Consider the following 22,945-nt stretch of genomic DNA (forward strand, 5'->3'; position numbering starts at 1 on the left):
AGCGTGCTGCGCAGGGGTGCGGGGGACGGTGAGCGGGCCGTGATCACCCCGCGCGTCGCTCAAGCGGATCTGGCGCCGGCCCGATCCCTACATCGTGACCCCCTCCACGATCGTTACGAAGCCCTCTCGTCGCCTCGTCGCTGCCCTCGGCGTCGTGGCCGCCACCTGCACCTTCCTCGTGACGGCCGGCGAGAGCGCCGGTGCCGCCACCACGACGACCGACAAGGTCGTCGCGAAGGACTCGTTCGGCGGCAGCAACCGCGCTCTGGGTGCGGCCGAGGTCGGCGGGTCCTGGGCGGCCAAGGGCCCCGCCGGCAAGGCGCTGACGGCCGGCGGTGGACTGCTCTCGGTGCCGACGATCCCCCGTGGGGGCGGTTTCTCGGCCCTCCTCCCCACCGCCAGCGCCGCTGACGTCACCGTGCGGCACAGCGTCAAGCTGCCGTCGGTCGGCGGGGCCCGGATTGGGCTCTACGAGTCCACGGTCATGAGGCACCAGGCTGACGGCGACCGTTACGCTGCGACCCTCGTCGTCGGGGCCGGCGGAGCGTTCGACCTGCGTCTGGACCGCGTCGTCGACGGCAAGGAGACCGTGATCGGGCGCGTCACCCCTGGAGTCAAGCTGTCTTCCGGAGGCTGGCTGAACGTCGAGTCCCAGGTCACCGGGACCTCGCCGGTGACGGTGAAGGCTCGCGTCTGGAAGGAGGGGCAGGCGGTGCCGCAGTGGCAGGCCGTGGCCCAGGACGGCACGGGGAACGCGGTGAAGGCCGGAGGTGCCGTGGGCCTCACCGGCTACCTCTCCTCCGGCGGGACGGCGACCGCGCTGTCGGTCGACGACTTCACCGCCGCGGACCGGGTCACCACCACCACTGCGCCGGCCGCCTTCCCCGCGCCGCAGCCCGCGAAGCCGGTCCCCGGCACCACGCCCAAGCCGCGGCCGACGACGAGCCCCAACCCGATCCCCACGACCCCGACCCCGACCACGCCCGCCGTGCCCGGCCTCCCGACGCTGCAGCAGGTGACCACGAACGGTTTCCAGCACCCCGGCATCCTCAACAGCGCGACCTCCCTGGCGGACGTCCGCGCGAACGTCCGCGCGGGCAAGGAACCCTGGGCGTCCGCCTTCACCGCCCTGAAGAAGTCGGGGTACGCCAAGTCCTCCTGGACCCCGCACCCGGTCACCGTCGTCGGTTGCGGTGCGAACAGTTCCCCGGACGAGGGCTGCACCGAGGAGAAGGACGACGCACAGGCCGCCTACGCCAACGCCCTCATGTGGTACTTCACGGGGGACAAGGCGTACGCCGAGACGGCCAAGCGGATCCTCGACGCCTGGTCGGGCACGCTGACCGGCCACAAGTTCGACACGAAGGTCTACGTCAACGGGCGCCTGCAGGCGGCCTGGACGGCGCAGACCTTCACCAAGGCGGCGGAACTGGTCCGCTACAGCGGCGCCGGGTGGGAACCCGCCAAGGTCGCGCGTTTCGAGAACCTCCTGAAGACGGCCTTCCTGCCCATGGTCAAGGACGGCTGGACCGGTGGGGGCCACAACTGGCTGCTCTCGATGGCCGACGCCACGACGGCGATCGGTGTCTTCACCAACGACCGCGCGGTCTTCGAGGACGGTGTCGGCGACTGGCGCAAGCAGGTCACGTCGGCCTTCTACCTCGCCTCCGACGGGGCGCAGCCCAAGCTGCCCGTGGGCACGGTCATCACCACCTCCCGGATCGACAGCTACTGGAACGCCCCGACCCGCTGGGTCGACGGTCTGCAGGGTGAGACCTGCCGCGACGCGGGCCACATGGCGATGGGTTTCGCCGCCGCCCTCGACACCGCCGAGACCGCGAGCATCCAGGGCATCGACCTCTACGGCGAGCAGCGGCGTCGCCTCGTGACGGGCATGGAGTTCAACGCCCGTTTCCTCAACAACCCGAACGCGGCCGGTTGGCCCTGTGCCGCTCCCCTGAAGTGGGGCGGCGCGGCCTACAAGCTGACCTGGGAGGTCGGCTACAACCACTACGCGGGGGACCTGGGCATCGCGATGCCGGAGACCAAGCGTCTGCTGTCGACGCTCCGCCCGACCGGCTCGATGCTCTTCGTGAACTGGGAGACGCTCACGCACGGGTCGAACGCCTGACCCGACCCGCCCCCCGGCGGACCACCGCCGCACCCGACCCCTGTTCCTCGCCGCGCGGCGAGGAACAGGGGTCGAGGCGTTCCCGGACGGAGCGCGCCGACGCGCCCGGGGCGTGGGCGACGAGGAACGACCCCTGTGATCCAGGACACCCTCAGCGTCGGCCGGGGTCCGCTCCCGGCCCGGCACTCGACGACCTCCCCATGCGGAGGTGTGGTGACCTCCGACCTGCCGCCGCGCACGTCCTGCCGGCGTTCCTCGGTGGCGGTCCCACCTGCGACGACGCACGGACGGGAGCGTCCGGCCCCGTCTCCACCCCGGTCCGCCCCTGCTCGGGGTGGCCCCGCGGCGGGACGTCCGGTGTCGTCGCGTCCCGCGGCGGCCGGGGATCGTGCGTCGACCTGTCCGCCATGGTCCCGTTCTTCTAGATGCCTCCGTAGCCGTCACGTTTGGTCTACCGTTTGTCACTGTGCTGACAGGGGGGAAGCACACGTGATGGGGGACGAGGTCGATGTCATGACCGAGCACGAGCACGAGCACGCGCGGGTCCCGGGGGGACTGCGCATCGCCCTGCTCGGCACCCGGGGGGTGCCGGCGCGCTACGGCGGTTTCGAGACCTGCGTCGAGGAGGTGGGGGCCCGGCTCGCGGCTCGCGGGCACGAGGTCGTCGTGTACGGGGCGCACCAGGACTCCCACGGTCCCGTCCCGGACCGGTACCGGGGCATGCGCATCGTGAACCTGCCCGCCATCCGACGTCGATCGCTGGAGACGCTGAGCCGGTCCGCCCTCGGTACGGCCCACGTCGGCCTCGAGCAGGTCCGCGCGGCAGGGGCGGGTTCCAGACGCGCCCGCGTCGACGCGGCGATCGTGTTCAACGCCGCCAACGCGCCCCTCCTGCCGGCGTTGCGCGCCCTCGGTGTTCCCGTCGCGACCCACGTCGACGGCCTGGAGTGGAAGCGCACCAAGTGGGGACCGGTGGGGCAGCGCTACTACCGCCGGGCCGAGGCGCTGGCCGTGCGGTTCTCCGACGCGCTCATCGCCGACGCCCGCGGCATCGCCGACTACTACGAGCAGCGGTACTCGGCGGCCACGTCCCTCATCTCCTACGGCGCACCGGTGGTGCCGGGAGACGGCGATCCCGAGCGGCTCGCCGAGCTGGGTCTGGTCCCGGGGGGCTACCACCTGGTGGTGGCGCGCTTCGAACCGGAGAACCACGTCGACGTCGTCGTCGCGGGGTACGCGGCCTCGACGGCTCGCAAACCCCTCGTCGTCGTCGGGTCGGCTCCGTACGCCGCCGCCCACACCGCCCGCATCCGTTCCCACGCCGACGACCGCGTGCGGTTCCTCGGTGGCGTCTGGGACCAGGACCTCCTGGACCAGCTCTACGCCGGGGCGCACACCTACCTGCACGGTCACTCCGTCGGCGGCACCAACCCGTCCCTGCTGCGGGCGATCGGGGCCGGCGCCGCTGTCGACGCCTTCGACGTCGGCTTCAACCGTGAGGTCCTGCAGGACGCCGGGCGCTACTGGACGGACGCCCACGACGTGCGCCGACTGGTCGAGGACGCCGAGGCCGACGAGGCGGCGGTCCACGCGCGAGGCCGGGCCGGTCGGGCCCGGGCCCGGGTCTACGACTGGGACCTGGTGGCGGACGACTACGAGGCCCTGTGCCGGGACCTCGCCGAGCGTCGCCGGGGGCAGCCTCCCGAGCCCGCGACGCGGCCTACCGTGGACCTGCGGGGCAGCGCCCGGAGCGGGAACGGTGCTGATCCCGGAGCCCCTGCCGAGGCTCCGGTCGCCGTCTGGGACATCGCCGGGCCCGAGGCCTCGGTGCAGCCCGCGTCGCTCCTGCTCGGCGACCGGGCCGGTGCCCGGGCGACACGGTGAGCGTCGTGCGCCGGCGTCCCGGGGCGCGCCGCCGCGGGGTCGTGGCGGCGGCGGTCCTCGCCGTCGGTCTCACCGGCGGGCTGACCGTGGCGTGCTCAGGCGGGGGATCGGTCTCCACGGCGCAGACCTCCGACGCCCGGGCCGCGGGATCCGGCGTGGAGACCTCGTCCCCGACCTCGACGTCCCCGACGTCGACGTCCACCGTGTCCCCGGCGGGCTCACCGGCCCCCGCCGTCACCTCGGGTGGGACGGTCGTCCCTGCGCCGCCCGGGACATCGCCCAGCACACCGACCGGGACACCGCCGGCGGAACCGACGGGGCAGTACACGGTCGGCGAGTCGGCCGTCCCCACGGCCGTCGTCGTCGGCGGGACCACGCTGCCGCCGGTCCCACCCACCGCCGAGGCCTCCTTCGGCGAAGGGCTCTCCGTCCGCGTCACCCGCCGGGAGACGCGGGAGGTCACGGCCACCGATCCCGGTGAGGTCAGCGGTCCGGGAGTGGTCCTCACCCTGTCGTTCCACAACGGGTCGGCGGCGCCCGTCGACCTCGACGGCGTGCGCATCTCCGCCTACGACGCCGCGGGCACCCCCGCTCCGTCCTTCGAAGGCGACCCGGCACGACCCCCGTCGGGGATCCTGCCGCCCGGAGCGGACGCCGAGGCCACCGCGGTCTTCTCGATGGACCCGGTGGACGTCGCGTCCATGTCGCTGGAGATCACCTCCACCAGTTCGACGGACGTCATCGTCCTCGGTGACTGACCCCGACCGTCCCACCGAGAGCGGGTCGTCCGACCCGTCCCACCCAGGAGGGGAACGCATGACCAGCCCCCGCACGAGCCGTCTCCGCTGCCTGCTGGCGGGCGCGCTCGTCGCCGTGCTCGCGTCCTTCGGTGTCTCGGCCGCGCCCCTCGCCCCGGCGTCGGCGGCCACCCTTCCCCAGACGGTCACGGCCGACGTCCTGCCCACCGTCCAGGTGGACGGGGTGGTCTGGGCGCAGACGACCGTCGGGAACACCGTGTACGCGACAGGTCGGTTCACCTCGGCGCGACCGGCGGGTGCGGCGGCCGGGACGAACGAGACCCCGCGCGGGAACCTGCTTGCCTACGACCTGACCACCGGCAGGCTCACCACCTCCTTCGCTCCGTCCCTGAACGCCGAGGGTCTGGGCATCGCGGCCTCCCCCGACGGCTCCCGCATCTACGTCGTCGGCAACTTCACCAAGGTCACGGCCGGTGGGACGACAGTGACGCGCAACCGCGTCGTCGCGCTGGACGCGGCTACCGGGGCCGTCGTGGACTCGTTCGCACCCAGCCTCGACTACCGGGCGCGAGCCGTCGTGCAGGTCGGTGACACGGTGTACGTCGGTGGACAGTTCGGGTCCGCGAACAAGACCGCCCGCACCCGGCTGGCCGCGTTCAACGCCGCAGACGGTTCTCTGACGTCCTGGGCTCCCGCGGCCGACGGCGAGGTCTTCGCCCTCGTGGCGCCGCAGGGTGCCCGGCTCGTGGCCGCAGGACGGTTCCAGGAACTGGCCGGCCAGGACCACTACGGCATGGGCGCTCTGGACCTGACCACCGGGGCGGCGCTGCCCTGGGCCGCAACCGACGTGGTCCGCAACGCCGGCCCCGACGCCGCGATCTACTCCCTGGCCACCGCGGGTTCCCGGGTGTACGGGACGGGATACCACTACGGTGCCGGCGGCAACCTCGAGGGCAGTTTCTCGGCGGACGCGACGACCGGAAAACTCGTGTGGGTCACCGGCTGCAAGGGCGACACCTACTCCGTGCAGCCCATCGGGGACGTGGTCTACACGGTCGGCCACGCCCACGACTGCTCCGCCATGGGCGGCTGGCCGGCGACCCAGCCGGCGACGTTCCAGCGCGCCGTCGCGACCACCGCGGCGCCCGGGGCGAACAACTCCTCCGGTGGGTTCAGCGGCAAGCCGGCACCGACCCTGCTGAACTGGTGGCCCGTCCTGGACATCGGATCGGTCACCGGCCAGAACCAGGCGGCCTGGTCGGTCACCGGCAACGACCGGTTCATCTCGCTCGGCGGTGAGTTCCCCCGGGTGAACGGCGTCGCGCAACAGGGCCTGGTGCGGATGGCGGTCCGTTCGATCGCGCCGAACCTGGAGGGGCCGCGGTTCCAGAGCGACCTCGCCCCGGAGGCCCTGCCGACGGTCCCGGGTTCCGTCCGGCTGCGGTGGCGGACGACGTGGGACCTCGAGGACCGCGACGTGCAGTACCGCGTGGTCCGCGACGGTCTGACCGCTTCACCCGTGGCCACGACCACGGCGTCCTCCACCTGGTGGGACCGGCCCTGGACGGGTGTCGTCGACTCCGGTCTGGCCCCGGGGTCCACCCACACGTACCGGGTGCAGGCCGTCGACAGCGACGGCAACGCGACCTTGAGCCCGTCGGTGAGCGTCACCCTGCCGACGGCGCCGACGAGCACCTACTCCCGTTCGGTCCTCGCCGACGGGGCGGTGCACTACTGGCCCCTCGGCGGGGCGGGGACGACGGGCCGCGCCTACGACTGGGCCGGTCCCGACGACCTCACCGTCGACGGCACGGTCACCCCCAGCTCCGGGCGCGCTGTGGTCGGTGACCCGGGATCCGCCTCGACCTTCGCCGGGACGAGCACCGCTCCCGCGGCGACCCAGATCCCGTCGGCGGCCCCGACCTCCTTCGCCGTAGAGGCGTGGATCCGTACGACCACCACCAGGGGCGGCAAGGTCATCGGCTTCGGCAGCGCGGCCTCGGGCACCAGCGCTTCGGCGGACCGGCACGTCTTCATGCGTGACGACGGGCGCCTGACCTGGGGTGTCTACCCGGGCGCGTTCCGGACCGTGACCTCGGCGGCCTCCTACAACGACGGTCAGTGGCACCACGTCGTCGCCTCACTGGGTGCCCCGGGCCTGCAGCTGTTCGTCGACGGCTCCCTCGTGGCGACCGACCCCTCGACCACCACGTCGCGGGCCGTGACCGGCTACTGGCGCATCGGCGGCGACCGGGTCGCGGGCTGGGTCGGAGCACCGACGAGCACGGCCTTCGCCGGCGACGTCGACGAGGTGGCCGTCTACCCCGCCCCGCTGAGCGCCGCCACGGTGGCCGCCCACTACGCGACGGCCCGCGGGCAGAGCCCGAACTCCGCCCCGACGGCGTCGTTCACGAGCGCCGCGCAGGACCTCGCCGTCGCCTTCGACGCCTCCGGGTCGTCGGACGCCGACGGCACCCTGTCGACCTTCGACTGGAGCTTCGGCGACGGGCAGTCGGGCAGCGGACCCACGCCGAGCCACACCTACACGTCAGCCGGGACCTACCCGGTCCGGCTGACCGTCACCGACGACGACGGGGCCCAGGGCTCGGTGACGCGCCAGGTCACGGTCTCCTCAGCGCAGCAACCGCTGGTGCTGGCCCGGGACAGCTTCTCGCGCACCGTCTCCGGTGGCTGGGGCACGACCAGCCCCGGCGGCGCCTGGACGGTGAGCGGCGGCGCCTCGAACTTCAGCGTCACCGCAGGGACGGGCCGCGTCCGCGTCGCCTCCGGGTCAGCTCCGGCCGGGATCCTCACCGGGGTCTCCGACCTCTCCACCGACGTGCGGTACTCGGCGGCTCTGGACCGGGTGCCGGTGGGCGGCGCGGCCTCCCTCACCACGGTCGGTCGTCGGGTCAACGCCACGAACGACTACCGCAGCACCGTGACGGTGCAGCCCGGCGGCCAGGTGGCGCTGTCCTTCTCCCGTCGTGTGGGGGGGACCGAGACGACGCTCGGGACCGTGCCGGAGACGGGCACGACCGTCACGCCCGGGTCCCGGCTGCAGGTCGCCACCCGTGTCACGGGTTCGGGGACGACGACCCTCCAGGCGAAGGTCTGGCCGGCGGGTGGTCTCGAGCCCGCCGACTGGCAGCTGTCGCTGACGGACACGTCCTCGGCCCTGCAGGCCCCCGGTGCGGTCGCCCTCACCCCGTCCCTGGCCGCGACCGCGACCACGTCCCCGGTCACGGTGTCCTACGACGACCTGGTCGTGGTCCGAGCACAGCAGTGACCCGGCGCCCGCTCCGTGTCCTCGTCACGCACCCTGGAGCCAGCCTCTACGGCTCCGACCGGATGGTCCTCGAGGCGTTGCGCGGCATGGTCTCCGGTGAGGTGGACCCCGTGCTCGCGACCACCGGCGAGGGGGCCCTGGTGGACGCCGCGCGGCGGGCCGGAGTGCCGGTGCTCCGGTGTCCCGTGCCCGTGCTGCGCAAGTCGGCGCTCTCACCCCGGGGGCTCCTGGGGCTGGCCGCCGCGTCCGTCGCCGGCGTGGTCCGCGGTGCGAGGACGATCCGCCGGGTCCGGCCCGACGTCGTCTACGTCAGCACGGTGACGACGCCGACCTGGCTCCTGGCCGCTCGTGCGTCGCGCGTCCCCGTCGTCTGCCACGTGCACGAGGCGGAGAGTTCCGCTTCGTGGCCCGTGCGTCGGGCGCTCAGCGCCCCCCTGCTGCTGGCGGGGTCGCTGCTCGTCAACAGCACCTTCGCCGGTGACCTGCTCGCCGCGTCGTGGCCCCGGTTGCGGGCGCGCACCTGGCTGGTGCCCAACGGTGTCGCCGGACCTCCGGCGGGCCCCGGGGCCAGGAGGAAGGGGGGTGGGCCTGCCCGGCTCCTCTACGTCGGGCGCCTGTCCGAGCGCAAGGGGGTCCTGGTGGCCCTGGACGCGTTCGATCTCCTCCGGGCCACGGGGGTGGACGTCCGCCTGGACCTGGTCGGCGACGTCTTCGCCGAGCACGCCGACTTCGCCGAGCGGCTGCGGGACCGGACCCGGTCGCTGGTCGCCTCGGGACACGTCGTCCTGCACGGGTTCGACGAGGACGTCTGGACGCACCTGAGGGCGTGCGACGTGCTCATCGTCCCCTCCCTCCTGCCCGAACCGTTCGGCAACGTGGCGGTGGAGGGCGTCCTGGCCGGGCGGCCCGTGGTCGCCAGCGACACCGGCGGTCTGCCCGAGGCGCTGGCCGGGTACCGCAGCGCGCGCCTGGTGCCCCCCGGGGACGCGGAGTCGCTGGCCGCCGGCCTGCGGGGGGTCCTCGCGGAACTCGACGAGCTCACCGCCGCCGCCGCCGAGGACGCCCTTGTGGCCGCGCGGCGGCACGCGCCCCAGCGCTACGGGGAGGTGCTCGTCCAGCGGGTGGGGGACGTCCTGCGCTGACCGCCCGGTGTGCGGGGCCGCGCGTACTCGGTGTACCGCAGGCCGATGGCGCCCAGCAGCACCCCTGCCCCGCTCGCCAGCCTGCACGCCCCGCGTGAGCGGTCGGCCACCCGGGGCCGGACCAGCAGGGCGGCGCCCCGGCCGATGAGGGCGGCGCCGCGCAGCGCGAGTCCCGTGCGGGTCCTGCCCCCTGGCAGTCCCCGACGCCGCAGCGCGAGGTGGACGCGGCTCCACGTGGTCCCGGTGCGCAGGTGGCGGCGCAGCACGAACTCCCGCGTGAGGCGGTCGGCCGGGACGGCCTCGAGCACCTCCGCCTCGTCGCACCACCGCAACTGCTCCCCTCGTGCCACGAGTTCTCGCGTGAGCATCGTGTCCGACCCGCCCGTCAACCCGAAGGCGTCGTCGAAGGTGGTCCCGGTGCGGCGCAGGATCCGCAGGTCGAGGAGGAGGTTGTTCGTCGCAGCCCCGGGCAGGACGGAGCCGGTCGTCCGCCGCGGGCGCGCGAACGTCCCGCTCGCCTCCAGCCAGGGGTCCAGCGTCCCCTCCCACGTCGAGACGACCGGGCCCGCGACCCCTGCGCACCCCCACCGTGTCCACGCGTCGACCAGGGCGTCCAGCCAGCCCGGCGCGGGCACCTCGTCGTCGTCGACGAAGACCACCGCGTCGCAGCCCGCCCCCTCCGCCAGGGCGCGGTTGCGTCCGGCCGCGATGCCGGGACGGGGCTCGTGGACGTACCGGACGTCCCCGACGTGGGCCCCGACCACAGGTTCCGCGCTGCCGGCCGGGTCGTTGTCCACGACCAGCACGCGCGCCCGGGCAGCCGTCGCCGACTCCGCCTGACCGACGAGGACGGGCAGCAGCCGCGACAGCTCCTCGACGCGGCGGAACGTCAGGACCGCGACCAGGACCCGCGGCGGTGGGGTCGACCCGGTCACGCCGGCCGTGCCCGGCCCGTGGCCCGGCGCACCAGCTCGCCGACGGCGACCGCGTCCCGCCGCAGCCACGGAAGCACGAGCGCGGCGACCACCGCGTACAGCACGGCCAGTGCGACCCCGGCGACGATCTGCAGCACGGCCGCGATCGGGAGCAGGGTCGCCGTGGACGCCACGACCGCCATCGGCAGGCTCACCACGAGGACCGCGCGCGAGGCCGTCGTGAACAGGGGCCCCACGGGCACCCCGGTCACCCGCCCCACGTGCCACAGCGAGACCGCCCAGTAGAGGAAGTGGGCCGCGGAGTGCCCCACGGCCACGCCGACGGCGCCCCAGGGCGAGCCCGCCACCATGAGGGCCACCATGACCGGGGCCGTGACGAGCAGCATCCGGAACTGCGCCCCCGGCCGTCCCTGCGAGACGTAGATCCAGAAGGCCAGTTGGGAGACCGCGCGGAAGACGCCACCGACGGCCAGGGCGGCGAAGACGGGCGCGACGGCGTGCCACTCCCGGCCGAGGAGGACCTCGACGACGGGTGAGGCCAGGGCGGCGGCGACGGCCAGGACAGGTGCGGTGACGTAGCACCCCGTGAGCTGGGCGGTGCGCAGGTAGCGCTCGTAGCGGGGGCCGTCGTCCTGGACGGCGGACAGCACCGGCACCGCGACGCGGGTCAGGGGCGCGTTCAGCTGGTTCAGCGGAGTCATCAGCAACTGGTAGGCCCTCGCGTACACCCCCAGCGGCGCCGGACCGGCGACGACGCCGAGGACCACGTTGTCCACGTTCTTCGTCGCGTACCAGAGGCTGGACGTGGCGAGCAGACGCCCTCCGAAGTGCAGGAAGGGTCGCACCGACGACCGTCGGTGCGGCAGGCCCGGGCGGAACCCGGAGAGCGCGGCGGCGCCGGCGCACCCCACCACCGCGGTCGTCAACTGCTGGGCGACGAGGGCCCACAGACCCGCCCCCAGCACGGCCGCGGTGATGGCCACGGCGATGCCGGCGACCTGTCCGGCGACGTCGACGACGATGAGCCGGCCGAACCGCAGCTGCCGCGTGAGGTCCACGCGGAACTGCGTGCTCACGCCGTTGAGCGTGAAGACCGCCGACAGGGCGAGCACGACGGGGACGAGTTCGGTCCGGTCGTAGACGGCGGCCACGAGGGGGCTGAGGGCCGCGGCCACCACGGAGCAGCCGAGCCCCAGCGCGGTGTTGGTCCAGAACAGGTTGGTCTGCTGGTCCTGGTCGAGCTCCTTGACCCGGGTCGCCGCCGTGGACAGCCCGAAGTCCCGGACGAGCTCGGCGACGCCGATGATCGACGTGACCATCGCCACGAGGCCGAAGGCGGCCGGGTCGAGCAGTCGCGCGAGGACGACCACGGACCCGAGTTGCAGGACGAGGCGCAGTGCCTGGCTGAGGAGCGTGCCGCCCCCGCCCCGGGCCGCCGACCTCGCCAGGTCGACCCGGGGCGAGGTCGACGTTCCGGGAGCGCTGCTCACCGGGTGCCCGCGACGGAGACCACCGCAGTGTCCCGGGGGGAGCGGGCGAACAGGATCCAGGCCAGCGGGAGCACGGTGACGGCCAGCAGGAAGCTGCGGTCGACGGTCCCGAAGGACACCTCGAGGGTGCAGGACACGGCCACGGCGACGAGCTGCGTCACGGGGTACAGGGACCCCGTCCCGTCGGTCCGGAGGTGCCGCAGAGCCCGGTCGGCCGTCACGGCCACCAGGACCCCCAGCAGCAGCAGGTAGGCGACGCCGCCGGTCACCAGGACGTGCACGAACTCGTTGTGGCCGTGGTACGCGGTGCGGGGCAGGGGGTTCACGTACTGCCCGACGGTGGAGAAGTACGACGACCCGTGACCGGTCAGCGGCGAGGTCTCCACGGAGGCGAGGCTGAGGTTCCAGATGAGCCCGCGGTTGGAGAAGGCCGTGGGGCTCGAGGTCACGAGGGGCAGGAGGACGACGGCACCGACGGAGCCCAGCACCGCTGCGGCACCCGCCGCCACCCGCAGTCCGGTCGGCACCAGCCGCAGTGCGGCTGCGCACCCGAGCGCCGCGGCGGCGGCCGCCAGCGAGGAGCGCGACGCGCTCCAGACGAGGGCGGCGACGACGAGCAGTCCCACGGCCCACGCCACGGGCCGGCGGCGCAGGAGCAGGACCGTGGGTAGACCCAGCGACAGCACCTGGCCGAGGTTGTTCCCGTTGGTGAACGGTCCCACGAGGACCCCCCACGGCACGATGACCTTGTCGGGGGCCACGAGCTCGCCCGAGCTCGCCCGGTAGAGGCCGATCTCCGGGGTCAGCACACCCATGGCCAGGCTGAGCGCCGCCAGCCCGCCGATCACGTGCGCCAACCCGCGCAGTCCGTCCAGCCGCGGTTGCAGGCTCCACACGGTGACGACCAGCAGGGGGTACAGCAGTGCCACCTTCTGCGGTGCCGAGCCCGCGGCCAGGTCGCGCAGCACGAGGTAGCACCACGGGGCCAGCGCCACGAGCAGCCGGGCGTGACCGTCCGCCGGCAGCCGCCCGAGACGGACCAGCAGGACGAGCAGACACACGGTGACGAGCAGGAGGAAGGTGGCGCTCGAGGTGAGACCCGAGGCGGCGCTCGTGGCGATGTCGTCGCTGCCCACGAGGGCCCGGTGCTTGGGGGCGGTGGCCGACTGGACGAGCCGAGGGGCGACGACGTGGGCGACCGTCGCCAGCAGGACCAGGAGGCCGTGGAGCCGGTCCTGAGGGTGCCCGTCCTCCGGACCACGGCCGGTACGGACGAGGGGGACCGGCGGCCGCCGGATCGCGGGGACCGAGGGGGTCCTCACACCTCGGCCCGCCTCCGGGCGGGGCTGTGCCGCCGCGAGCCGGCGGGGTCCAGCGTGGGCCGGCGCCCGGGCGAGCGGCTCAGGACCAGGCCCGGCACGTCGGCGCCGACGGACTGCAGGCGGGTCAGCGCCTCCTCCAGGTCCCGGGTCGACGTCCGGCGCGTGTCGGCCAGGAGGACCACGCCGTCCGTGCTGCGTGCGAGCGTGCCGGCGTCCGCCGCGCTGAGCACCTCCGCGGTGCGCACCAGGACCACGTCGTAGCGCAACGACGCCTCCTGCAGGATCCGCACCATGACGGCCGAGGACAGCAGCCGGCCCGGGTCCGCCGTCGCAGGCCCGGCGGCGATGACGTCGAACCCCCGGTGACCCCACGGCTGGACGAGCTCCTTCCAGTCCTCCGAGCCGAGCAGGGCGGTGGACAGGCCGGCGTCGGCGGGGGCCCCGGTGGCGAGCGCGATGTCGTCCCGGGGGCCCGAGCGCAGGTCCGCGTCCACGAGCAGGACCCGGCGTCCGCTCTCCGCGGTCGCGCGGGCCAGCCCCACGGCCACGGTGGTGGACGCCGACGTGGCCCGGCACGCGGCCAGGACGATCCGCACGGGTGCGGGCTCGCTGAGCCCGAGGGCTTCGCGCAGGGTGCGGTGGCCCTCCTCGAGCGGGTCCGGACGGCCGCGGCGGCACCCGCGCCGGCGCTCTGCCGGCGTCGGGAGGGTGACCAGGACGGGCAGGTCGGTGACCGACGCCACCGCGCCCCGCCCGGTGAGCGGGGAGCGGACCGCCTCCAGGGCGACGGCGCCGACGAGCCCGATCAGACCGCCGGCCGCCAGGCCGATGGCCAGCTCGAGACGGGGGCGGGGGGACGTCGGCTGGGTCGGCACCTGCGCCGGGGCGACCGTCGTCAGCTCCACCTGCAGGTTCCGGCCGTTGGCCGCGGGGGTCAGGGTCGCGGCGGCGGACTGCGGCAGTTGCGCCGCGACGGCGGCCGCGATGCGGGCGGCTTCCTCCGGGTCCGAGCGGGTGACCCGGATGTCCAGCGACGTCGAGTCGACGGGAGCCTCGACGACGATCGAGGACGCCAGCTGTTCAGGACTGGTCCTGAGCCCCAGACCGTCCACGACGGGCTGCAGGACCACCGGTGTGGTCGTGAGTCGGACGTAGGACTGGACGAGCTGCTGCGTGTAGGTGCTGCCCTGGACCAGCTCGTTGGGCGTCTGCCCCCCCTTGAGCGAGAGGAACAGCGACGCCGTCGACGTGTAGGTGGGCGTGGCCAGCGCGACGTGGCCCACGGCGGCCAGGACGCCGAGCAGGCACCCGGCGGCGATCGTGGTCCAGCGGCGCCGCAGGACGTCGACCAACCCGCGCAGGTCCGTGCCACCCGGCCTCACGCTGACGGTCGGCGGTTGCGTCCTGGCGGTCCACCAGGGTCGGTGGGACAGCTGGACGCCGGCGCCGGGGCGGACCGGGGTCACCGCCGGCGCGGTGCGGTGCTCGTCGTGGGTGTCGTGCACGGGGTCTCCGGGGGTGGGGGGGCGTCTCGGCGTCAGGACGTCGCGGGGTCAGGGGTCGCGGCGACCGGCGGGCCGGGCGGCCCGCTCCCGGTGAGCACCCGCCGGATCCGGGCGCGGACCGCCAGCGGCGTCTCGCCGAGCCTCTGACGGAACGCTGCGCGCCGCTGCTCGGCCCGCAGGGCCAGGACGCTCTCGGCGGCGCGCCCGACGTCGTCCACGAGCCCCCGTCGCCCCCACTGGGCGCCGAGTGCGGCCACCGCGGGAGCCTGCATGCGGTCCAGTGCCCGCCGGTGGACCCCGACGACGGGCACGCCGGCGTCCGCCCGGGTGAACGCCTCGTCGACGTCGGCCGCTCCGCACGCACGGGGCCAGACCGTGGCCGAGCGGGTCAGGGAGGTGTCGTAGACCTCCTCGGTCGGCAGGCCGTTCGCCGTCATCCACGCCGCGTACAACGGGAACTCGGTGAGGTCGCGGGCGATGAACTCGTGGGCGAAGGCCCGGCCGGAACGGGCCTCCACGTCCCGGACCAGGTCTCGGACGAGTTCGGGGACCAGCACGGCAGGCGTCACGGTGGAGCTGAACCGCGGGAGGTGCGCCGCGGGTGGGAGCCCGACGTAGCGCAGCACCCGCTCGACGTTGGGGCGGAGCGGGTGGTTCCGGTAGTCGGTGAGGCAGACGCGAGGACGGCCGTCCAGGGTGGTGAAGTGGTCGGGCCGCAACCGGTTCGTGAAGTGGTTCTTGCTGTCGAGCACGACGACGCGTTCGGCGTGCAGCGACCGCGCGGCGAGGAGCTTGAGCACCTGCTGGGAACGCCAGCCGGTGGTGCGGGGGAGTCGTGCGACCTCGTCGCGGTGCACGACCCGCACGCGGGGAGCGAGTGCCCCGTAGGCGTCCAGCAGTTCGGTCGCGTGGCGGCGGAACAGCGCCGGGCTGGAGTTCACGACGACGACGACGGAGTCCAGCAGGTCGGGGTCCACGAACCGTTCCACGGACCGAGCCTGCACCCGCTGCAGCCCGAACTCCGCCGGGTAGGTCACCGTGAGGAGGGACAGCGGGACCGGGGCGACGGGGACGCCGCTCATCCGTTCGTCTCGATGAACTGCCGCAACAGCGTCGACGTGGTCCCGTGCGTGTAGGGGAAGTAGACGATCCGGGCGCCGACGGCGGCCATGCTCGCCTCCAGAACGGCACCCTTCGGGGTTCCACGCCAGTCGTCGCCCTTGAACAGGACGTCGAAACGCAGGCGCTGCCACATGGGCATCTTGTCGCTCGTGCAGTCGTCGACCACGACCCGGTCGACGAGGCTCAGGCTTGCGACGATCTCCAGCCGTTCGGCCAGCGGGATCACGGGCCGACGGCCCTTGGTGGCGGCCAGCACCTCGTCGGTAACGGCGCCCACGACGAGTTCGTCACAGGACTCCCGGGCCCGCCGCAGGATGTTCAGGTGGCCGACGTGGAACAGGTCCCACGCGCCCGGCACGTACCCGGTCACCGGACGCGGGCCCCCGGTTCCCGGGGCCGTGCGCAGGTCGAGGGTGCGCGCCGGCCCGGCGGTCGCGTCCGCCGCGTCCCTCACGGCGTGGTCCCGTCGAGCGCCGAGACCTGCCGGTACCAGGCCACCATCGAGGCCGCCGTGACGAGGGTGAAGCCGATCGCCAGGGTGCCGTAGACCCAGCCGAAGACGGCGGGCAGGCCGGACAGGGCCGTGACGAGGCACAGCACGCCGTAGTCGACGGGGACCGAGGCCAAGGACCGGAGCGTCGAGTGCTGCCGCGCCTCGCCGGCGACCACCGTGGCCTGCCCGTCGCGCGCTCCGGCACGGCGCCGCAGGTGGTCGTTGAGGATGATCGTGAAGAACCAGGTGCACGAGACCGCACTGAACAGCAGCGGCAACAGCAGCCACGACTCCGGCTGAGGCTCCCAGCCGCGGTAGGCCGCCACGAGCACCGCGAGGTGGATCGTGGCCGTCTTCGCGGCGTCGACGACGTGGTCGAGCCACTCACCTGCGCTGGATCCTCCGCCCCGCAGCCGGGCGAGCTGGCCGTCGGCGGCGTCGAGGGCGTACCCGAGCACCAGCAGGGCCGCGACGACGACACCGGTCCACCACGTCGGGGGCAGCAGCGCCAGCGCGGCGATGCCCGCTCCGGTCGTGAGTCCGGAGAGGACGGTCACCTGGTTCGGCGTGAGGCCCAGGACGTGGGCGGCGGCTGCGAGGCGCCGGCCGAGGGGACGGTTGACGAAGCGGGAGTACGCGGGTGCGCCCTGGGCGCTCTTCTGTGCCCCGGACAGCCGCCGCACGGCGTCGGCGTAGCGCGGCCGACGCCTCGCGAGCTCGGGTGCGTCCGTCTGCGTGCTGTGCCGGGAGTCCTCCCGGGTCACTCCTCCGGCGTTCACGTGCGGCCCCCCCGGGTCCTCTGGTGCGTTGGTCCAGACTGTCATGCCGGTGACGCTGAGTGTGCGATTTGCTAGACATTCTGGTGACGGTGCGTCCCCGTGGGTGAAGATGGCCTCGTTGAGCACACTGCAGAGAGAGACGGACGGTACACGTTGTGCAGTCGACAAGGGAGACCGCGGGCGTCACCAACCGCGATCCCGCTGCCGCGCAGGGTGACCGACCGCTGAACGGCGTGTCGCGCGTCGTGGTCGCCGTCCTGACCTACCGCCGCCCCGACGACCTCACCGACCTCCTTCCCCGGCTGCGCGCGCAGGCGTCGGCCGCCCTGCTGCCGGTCGAGGTCCTGGTCGTCGACAACGACCCCGCAGCGTCCGCCCGCGAGATCGTCGAGGCCGCCGCCGCCGTCCCGGGGGCCCCTCTGCGGCACGTCCACGAACCGCGCCCCGGCATCGCCGCCGCCCGGAACCGGGCACTGGTCGAGGCGGACGCTCCCGGTACGCCGGTGACGCACGGTGGCCCGCAGGTCACCCCGGTCGACCTGCTCGTCTTCCTCGACGACGACGAGCGCCCCGGCGACGGCTGGCTGGACGCCCTGCTCGCCGAGCACGGCCGCAACGCCCCGTCCGGTCGCCTCGCCGGGGTGGTGGGCCCGGTGGTCTCCACCTTCGAGGGCCCCCTCGACCCCTGGATCGACGCCGGCGGCTTCTTCACGCGGCGCCGGCTCCCGACGGGCACCCCCGTGGAGGTCGCCGCCACGAACAACCTGCTGCTGGACCTGCGGGTCCTGAGGGCAGCCGGGGTCGACCCGGGCTCGGCGTTCGACGAGCGGTTCGGCCTCAGCGGTGGGTCGGACACCCTCTTCACGCGGTCCCTCACCGGGGCCGGCCTACGGCTCGTGTGGTGCGACGAGGCGCTGGTCACCGACGTCGTCCCGGCCGCGCGAGCGACTCGGGAGTGGGTGCTGCGCAGGGCGTTGCGCAGCGGGAACAGCTGGTCGAGGACGTCGCTGGCGCTCGCCGGGCGTCCCGCTCGGCGGTGGCGGCGGCGGGTCGGGCTGACTGCGGCGGGGGTCCTGCGCGCAGGGGTGGGGGGTGCCGGAGTGGTGGCGGGGACGGTGCTGCGCCGACCGCGCTGGCACGCCCGAGGAGCCCGGGCCGCCGCCCGCGGGATCGGGATGGCAGGCGGGGCCTGGGGGTGGACCTACGCCGAGTACGTCCGCAGCGGGGTCAGCGCAAGGACGAGCACTGCGCCCACGTCGGCAGCGCCCCCGCCGTGAGCGCTTCCTGCAGCGAGGGGGCTCGGCGGTCCCTGTCCGACAACCGCAGCTCGAGCGGGGCGCCGTCGCGACCCGTGGCGGGCCACGCCACTGCGAGGTCGGGGTCGAACGGGTCCACCCCGTGCTCCCGCCCGGGCGCGTACCCCGTCGAGCACAGGTAGACGACGGTCGAGGCGTCGGCCAGGGCGACGAACGCGTGCCCCACCCCCTCGGGCAGGAAGACCGCTCGTCGGTCGACGTCGTCGAGCACGACCGAGGCGGAGCGACCGAACGCCGGGGAGCCGACCCTCAGGTCGACGACGACGTCGAGGACCGCACCGCTCGCGCAGAAGACGTGCTTGGCCTGCCCCGGTGGGACGTCGGCGTAGTGGACGCCCCGGACGACGCCGGCCGCCGAGACGGAGCAGTTGGCCTGCGCGAGGGTGAGGTCGCGACCCGTCGCGACGCGCAGGTCGTCGGCGCGGAACCACTCCAGGAAGGTCCCGCGGTCGTCGTCGTGCTGTACCGGGGTGAGGACGTACGCCCCCGGTACGGGAAGTTCTTCGACGTGCACGTTGTGACCCCTTGGTTCCGGAGAGTTCTCCTCTGGTGAGCGACGGCTGCATCAGGCCAGATGACTCTCAGTATGCTGGGCGCTTCACAGGAATCTAGAAAATGGTCACAGGGGGTAGCAGATGCGCTGGGTGGTGACCGGTGCCGGTGGCCTGTTGGCCCCCGACGTGGTCCGCGCCGTGCGCACAGCCGACCCCGCGGCCGAGGTCGTCCCGCTGCGCCGCGCGGACCTCGACGTGCTGGACGAGCGGCGCTGCCACGAGGTCCTCGCCGGCGCCGACGTCGTCGTCAACTGCGCCGCCTGGACGGCCGTCGACCTCGCGGAGTCCGACGAGCCCGCGGCCCACGCCGTCAACGCCGCCGGGGCCGGGACGGTGGCCCGTGCCGCCGCCGCGAGCGGTGTCCGGATGGTCCACTTGTCGACCGACTACGTGTTCGGAGGGAACTCCGGCGGGGTGCCGGAGACCCGCCCCGCCCTCCGCGTCGACGACCCGACGGGGCCGGTCTCGGCCTACGGACGCAGCAAGCTCGCGGGCGAGGAGGCGGTCCTGGCCGCCGGCGGTGACGCCCTCGTCGTGCGGACCGCCTGGGTCTACGGGGCGGCCGGTGGCTGCTTCCCGCGGACCGTCCTGCGGCTGGCGCGGGAGCGGGGGGCGCTGTCCGTCGTCGACGACCAGTGGGGGGCACCCACCTGGACCGCGGACGTGGCCCGGGTGGTCGTCGACCTCGTCGCCGCCGGGGCCCCGGCGGGCACCTACCACGCGACCTCGGCGGGCCGGACGACGTGGTGCGCGTTCGCCCGCGAGGTGCTGGCGAGCGCCGGGGTCGGCGACGTCCCGGTGCGTGCGGTCACCACGGAGGAGTTCCCGACCGCGGCGCGGCGGCCGGAGTTCTCCGTGCTCGACATCGACGGGTTGCCCCGCGTCGGGATCCGACCTCCGGGGGACTGGCGGGAGCGGTGGGCGGTGGCGGCCCCGGAGGTCCTGGAGGCGGTGGGCGCGAGCGCGGCCGGCGCCCTCAGCTGAGGGGGCGCGGACGGTCGAGCAGCCCGAGCAGGTACTCGCCGTACCCGCTCTTGGCGAGGCCGGCCGCCCGTTCGCGCAGCTCGTCGTCGTCGATCCAGCCCTGGACCCACGCGACCTCCTCGGGGCAGCCGATCTTCAGGCCCTGCCGCGATTCCAGGGTTCCGACGAAGTTGCTGGCCGCGAGCATCTGGTCGAACGTGCCGGTGTCGAGCCACGCGGTGCCGCGGGGGAGCACCTCGACGTGCAACCGGCCCCGGCGCAGGTACTCGAGGTGGACGTCGGTGACCTCGAGTTCCCCGCGCGCGGACGGTCGCAGACCGCGCGCGATGCCCACGACGTCGGCGTCGTAGAAGTACAGGCCTGGCACGGCGTAGCTGCTGCGGGGCCGCGCGGGTTTCTCCTCCAGACCCACCACGCGGCCGGTCGCGTCGAACTCGACCGTGCCGTACGCGCTGGGGTCGCGGACCTGGTAGGCGAAGATCGTGGCCCCGCTCACGCCGGTGAACCGGGCGAGCTGCTGCCCCAGCCCGGGACCGTAGAACACGTTGTCCCCCAGCACGAGCGCGACGTCGCCGCCGTCGATGAACTCCTCGCCGATGAGGAACGCCTGGGCCAGGCCGCCCGGTTCGGGTTGTTCGGCGTAGGACAACCGGATGCCGAACCGGGAGCCGTCGCCGAGCAGACGCCGGAACTGGGGGGCGTCCTGCGGGGTGGTGATGACGAGCACCTCGCGGATGCCCGCCAGCATGAGGGTCGTCAGCGGGTAGTAGACCATCGGCTTGTCGTAGACCGCGAGCAGTTGCTTGCTCGTGGCCTGCGTGATCGGGTGCAGGCGCGTGCCCGAACCCCCGGCCAGGATGATCCCCCGCATGGCGTGAGTGTGCCACTACCCTGGGTGGCATGAAGGTGCTGGTCACGGGCGGGGCGGGGTTCATCGGGAGCCACTACGTGCGGACGGCGCTGTCCGGGCCCCGGTCCGCCGAGGTCGCCGAACTCGTCGTGCTCGACAAGTTCACCTACGCCGGGAACCCCGCGAACCTCGACCCGGTGGCCGACGACCCGCGGCTGCGCGTCGTGCCCGGCGACGTCGCGGACGCCGAGGTCGTCGACCCGCTCGTCGCCGCGGCGGACGTCGTCGTCCACTTCGCGGCCGAGACGCACGTCGACCGCTCCATCGCCGGCGGGGCCGACTTCGTGCGCACCAACGTCGCCGGCACCCAGGTGCTGCTCGAGGCGGCCGCCCGGCGCGGTGTCGAGAAGTTCGTCCACGTGTCGACCGACGAGGTGTACGGCTCGATCCCGCGGGGTTCCTGGACCGAGGACAGCCCGTTGGAGCCGAACTCGCCGTACTCGGCGTCGAAGGCGTCCTCGGACCTGCTCGTCCGCGCCTACGGCCGCACCCACGGCGTCCCCGTCTGCACGACCCGGTGCTCGAACAACTACGGCCCCTACCAGTTCCCGGAGAAGGTCGTCCCGCTGTTCGTGACGACCCTGCTGGACGGCGGGACCGTCCCGCTCTACGGCGACGGGGCGAACGTGCGCGACTGGCTGCACGTCGACGACCACTGCCGCGGGATCGACCTCGTCGTCCGCTCCGGCCGTCCCGGGGAGGTCTACAACATCGGGGGCGGCACCGAGCTGACGAACTCCGAGCTCACCGCTCGGGTGCTGGACGCGCTCGGCGCCGACTGGAGCCGCGTGCGGCACGTCCCGGACCGCCCGGGTCACGACCTGCGGTACTCGGTGGACTGCCGCAAGATCCGCGACGAGCTCGGGTACGCCCCGGTGCACGACTTCGCGACCGGGCTCGCCGACACCGTCCGCTGGTACCGCGAGCGCACCGACTGGTGGCGGCCGCTGCTCGCGGCCTGACCGCCCGGTTCCCGGCGCTCAACCGGGAGCCCGACCGCGCCGATCACCCCTGGAGGTCCACGAACCCGGGGGAGGTGAGCGCGTGGCCCGGTCCAGCACCCGGCTGCGGGTCCTCGCCGCCGGGGTCGTCGCCGCGTCCGCGGTCACCGTCGTCTGGTTCCAGACCACGGGCACGGCCGCGCCGCCGTTCTCGGGGTCGGCCCTCGTCGTCGCCCGGGGCCTGGACCTGTCGGCGCAGGCGACGCTGTCCGCCGCGGCGGCGACGACGGCGGACTACGCCGGCGTCTGCTTCACCGACCCGGCGGGGGCGCGCGTGGACTTCCCGCTGACCCGCCACGTCGAGGTCTCCGGTGACGCCGTGCACCTGACGAGCACCGGGACCCTGCCCGCCGGGACGTACTCCTTCGGCGGGTGCGTGCGCGTCGACGGGGTCTGGGCCGACGTCGGCCGGCAGGCCCGGCTCGTGGTGGCCGCCGGGTCGGCGCCGACCACCGTCACCACGGCCGGCACGGCCACGACCCCGTCGAGCGCGTCCCCGTCCGCCAAGACCGCCTCCCCGGTCGCCACGGACGACCCGTCGGCGGCGACCGGCGACCTGCCCCGCCGCGACCTGCCGGGCTGGCGCCAGGTGCTCGCCGAGGGTTTCGACACCGACCTCGCCCCGGGAGGCTTCCCCGGCCCGGCCTACTCCGCCCACTGGGCCGGGTACGACGGGTTCCCCGACTCCTCCGGCAGCTTCCGGTACGCCACGAAGGACGTCGCCTCCGTCCACGACGGCGTCCTGGACCTGCACACGCGCACGCAGGACGGCACGGCGCTGGGCGCCGGCGTCGTCGCCCTGGTGAACGGTGACGGCACGTGGGGCGGGCGCAGCTTCGGGCGCTACTCCGTGCGCTTCCGCGCCGACCCCGGTGCCGGCTGGGGGGCGGCGTTCCTGCTGTGGTCCGACGGTGACGACTGGCACGACGGTGAGATCGACTTCGCCGAGGGGATGACGACGGCGACCTCGGTCGACGCGCACAACCACGACCTCACCACCCCGGCCGCGAACGCCCTGTCGGTGTTCACCCCCGGGACGTGGGACCAGTGGCACACGGCCACCGTCGAGTGGACCCCGCAGGCCGTGACGTTCTTCCTCGACGGCCGCCGCACCGGGAGCTCCGCGACCGTCCCGACGAAACCCCTGCACCTCGTCCTGCAGACCGTCACGGGCAAGACGGTGCCGCCCGCGGACTCCCAGGCCCACGTCCTCGTCGACTGGGTCGCCGCCTGGGAACGGTCCTGACCCGTTGCGCCACGTGGGTCGCGCGGCTCGCCCGAACGGGCGCCGCAGCGCTCACCCCGGTTCCCGCACCCGGCCCCGCCCCGC

18 protein-coding genes are annotated in these 22,945 nt (G+C 74.2%); 9 read left to right on the plus strand and 9 right to left on the minus strand.

All coding sequences use genetic code 11. From position 1 onward, the window contains the following. Positions 1–94: 94 nt before the first annotated feature. The 5 genes from AB0637_RS06955 to AB0637_RS06975 all read left to right on the plus strand — a co-directional run bounded on the left by AB0637_RS06955 (position 95) and on the right by AB0637_RS06975 (position 9,204). On the plus strand, positions 95–2,131 hold the full coding sequence (locus AB0637_RS06955) for an alginate lyase family protein (RefSeq protein WP_366170689.1): 2,037 nt from the start codon (positions 95–97) through the stop codon (positions 2,129–2,131). 513 nt (positions 2,132–2,644) lie between these two features. After that, positions 2,645–4,015: a DUF1972 domain-containing protein gene (locus AB0637_RS06960; RefSeq protein WP_366170691.1), complete on the plus strand. Its 1,371-nt coding sequence runs from the start codon at positions 2,645–2,647 to the stop codon at positions 4,013–4,015. Positions 4,016–4,020: 5 nt separating this feature from the next. Next, a complete protein-coding gene (locus AB0637_RS06965) occupies positions 4,021–4,773 on the plus strand; it encodes a hypothetical protein (protein ID WP_366170693.1) in 753 nt (250 codons plus the stop codon). A gap of 58 nt (positions 4,774–4,831) precedes the next feature. Continuing rightward, entirely contained in the window at positions 4,832–8,062 is a 3,231-nt protein-coding gene (locus tag AB0637_RS06970; RefSeq protein ID WP_366170695.1) for a PKD domain-containing protein, read from the plus strand. Then, a complete protein-coding gene (locus AB0637_RS06975; protein ID WP_366170697.1) occupies positions 8,059–9,204 on the plus strand; it encodes a glycosyltransferase in 1,146 nt (381 codons plus the stop codon). Before AB0637_RS06970 ends, AB0637_RS06975 begins: the two co-directional genes overlap by 4 nt. Here AB0637_RS06975 and AB0637_RS06980 read toward each other — a convergent pair. From AB0637_RS06980 to AB0637_RS07010, 7 genes are read right to left on the minus strand one after another with little or no spacing between them, the layout of a single operon-like run. Next, positions 9,159–10,139 (minus strand): glycosyltransferase, encoded by a 981-nt coding sequence (locus AB0637_RS06980; protein WP_366170699.1) that lies wholly within the window; start codon positions 10,137–10,139, stop codon positions 9,159–9,161. The genes AB0637_RS06975 and AB0637_RS06980 overlap by 46 nt on opposite strands. Then, positions 10,136–11,629, minus strand: a complete 1,494-nt coding sequence (locus AB0637_RS06985) for a lipopolysaccharide biosynthesis protein (RefSeq protein ID WP_366170701.1) — start codon at positions 11,627–11,629, stop codon at positions 10,136–10,138. The genes AB0637_RS06980 and AB0637_RS06985 overlap by 4 nt, the downstream gene beginning before the upstream one ends. After that, entirely contained in the window at positions 11,626–12,951 is a 1,326-nt protein-coding gene (locus AB0637_RS06990) for an O-antigen ligase family protein (RefSeq protein ID WP_366170703.1), read from the minus strand. The genes AB0637_RS06985 and AB0637_RS06990 overlap by 4 nt, the downstream gene beginning before the upstream one ends. Beyond that, entirely contained in the window at positions 12,948–14,456 is a 1,509-nt protein-coding gene (locus AB0637_RS06995; protein ID WP_366170705.1) for a Wzz/FepE/Etk N-terminal domain-containing protein, read from the minus strand. The genes AB0637_RS06990 and AB0637_RS06995 overlap by 4 nt, the downstream gene beginning before the upstream one ends. 32 nt (positions 14,457–14,488) lie before the next feature. Further along, positions 14,489–15,538, minus strand: a complete 1,050-nt coding sequence (locus tag AB0637_RS07000; protein ID WP_366170707.1) for a DUF6492 family protein — start codon at positions 15,536–15,538, stop codon at positions 14,489–14,491. Then, complete coding sequence (locus AB0637_RS07005; RefSeq protein ID WP_366170815.1) at positions 15,535–15,984, minus strand: adenylyltransferase/cytidyltransferase family protein; 450 nt, start codon at positions 15,982–15,984, stop codon at positions 15,535–15,537. Before AB0637_RS07005 ends, AB0637_RS07000 begins: the two co-directional genes overlap by 4 nt. Positions 15,985–16,028: 44 nt before the next feature. Then, complete coding sequence (locus AB0637_RS07010; RefSeq protein ID WP_366170709.1) at positions 16,029–16,850, minus strand: CDP-alcohol phosphatidyltransferase family protein; 822 nt, start codon at positions 16,848–16,850, stop codon at positions 16,029–16,031. A 233-nt stretch (positions 16,851–17,083) separates the two neighbouring features. Between AB0637_RS07010 and AB0637_RS07015 the strand changes: the two genes are divergently transcribed. After that, positions 17,084–18,127 (plus strand): glycosyltransferase family A protein, encoded by a 1,044-nt coding sequence (locus tag AB0637_RS07015; RefSeq protein ID WP_366170711.1) that lies wholly within the window; start codon positions 17,084–17,086, stop codon positions 18,125–18,127. Here AB0637_RS07015 and rfbC read toward each other — a convergent pair. Continuing rightward, positions 18,078–18,680, minus strand: coding sequence for a dTDP-4-dehydrorhamnose 3,5-epimerase (gene rfbC, locus AB0637_RS07020; RefSeq protein ID WP_366170713.1), 603 nt, complete (start codon positions 18,678–18,680; stop codon positions 18,078–18,080). The genes AB0637_RS07015 and rfbC overlap by 50 nt on opposite strands. A 121-nt stretch (positions 18,681–18,801) precedes the next feature. Between rfbC and rfbD the strand changes: the two genes are divergently transcribed. Beyond that, positions 18,802–19,704: a dTDP-4-dehydrorhamnose reductase gene (gene rfbD / locus AB0637_RS07025; RefSeq protein WP_366170715.1), complete on the plus strand. Its 903-nt coding sequence runs from the start codon at positions 18,802–18,804 to the stop codon at positions 19,702–19,704. Here the strand turns inward: rfbD and rfbA are convergent. Further along, positions 19,697–20,575 carry a glucose-1-phosphate thymidylyltransferase RfbA gene (gene rfbA / locus AB0637_RS07030; RefSeq protein ID WP_366170717.1) on the minus strand — a complete coding sequence of 293 codons (879 nt, stop codon included), beginning with the start codon at positions 20,573–20,575 and terminating at the stop codon, positions 19,697–19,699. The genes rfbD and rfbA overlap by 8 nt on opposite strands. A gap of 29 nt (positions 20,576–20,604) precedes the next feature. Here rfbA and rfbB point away from each other — a divergent pair, with 29 nt between their 5' ends. Together rfbB and AB0637_RS07040 are read left to right on the plus strand one after the other, a co-directional pair. Then, the gene (rfbB, locus tag AB0637_RS07035) at positions 20,605–21,576 is read left to right on the plus strand and encodes a dTDP-glucose 4,6-dehydratase (RefSeq protein WP_366170719.1); all 972 of its coding nucleotides are present in this window, start codon (positions 20,605–20,607) and stop codon (positions 21,574–21,576) included. Positions 21,577–21,658: 82 nt separating this feature from the next. Continuing rightward, entirely contained in the window at positions 21,659–22,861 is a 1,203-nt protein-coding gene (locus tag AB0637_RS07040) for a glycoside hydrolase family 16 protein (RefSeq protein WP_366170721.1), read from the plus strand. Positions 22,862–22,945 lie beyond the last annotated feature (84 nt).

The sequence above is a fragment of the Kineococcus sp. NPDC059986 genome, assembly GCF_040702905.1.
Lineage (GTDB): Bacteria > Actinomycetota > Actinomycetes > Actinomycetales > Kineococcaceae > Kineococcus.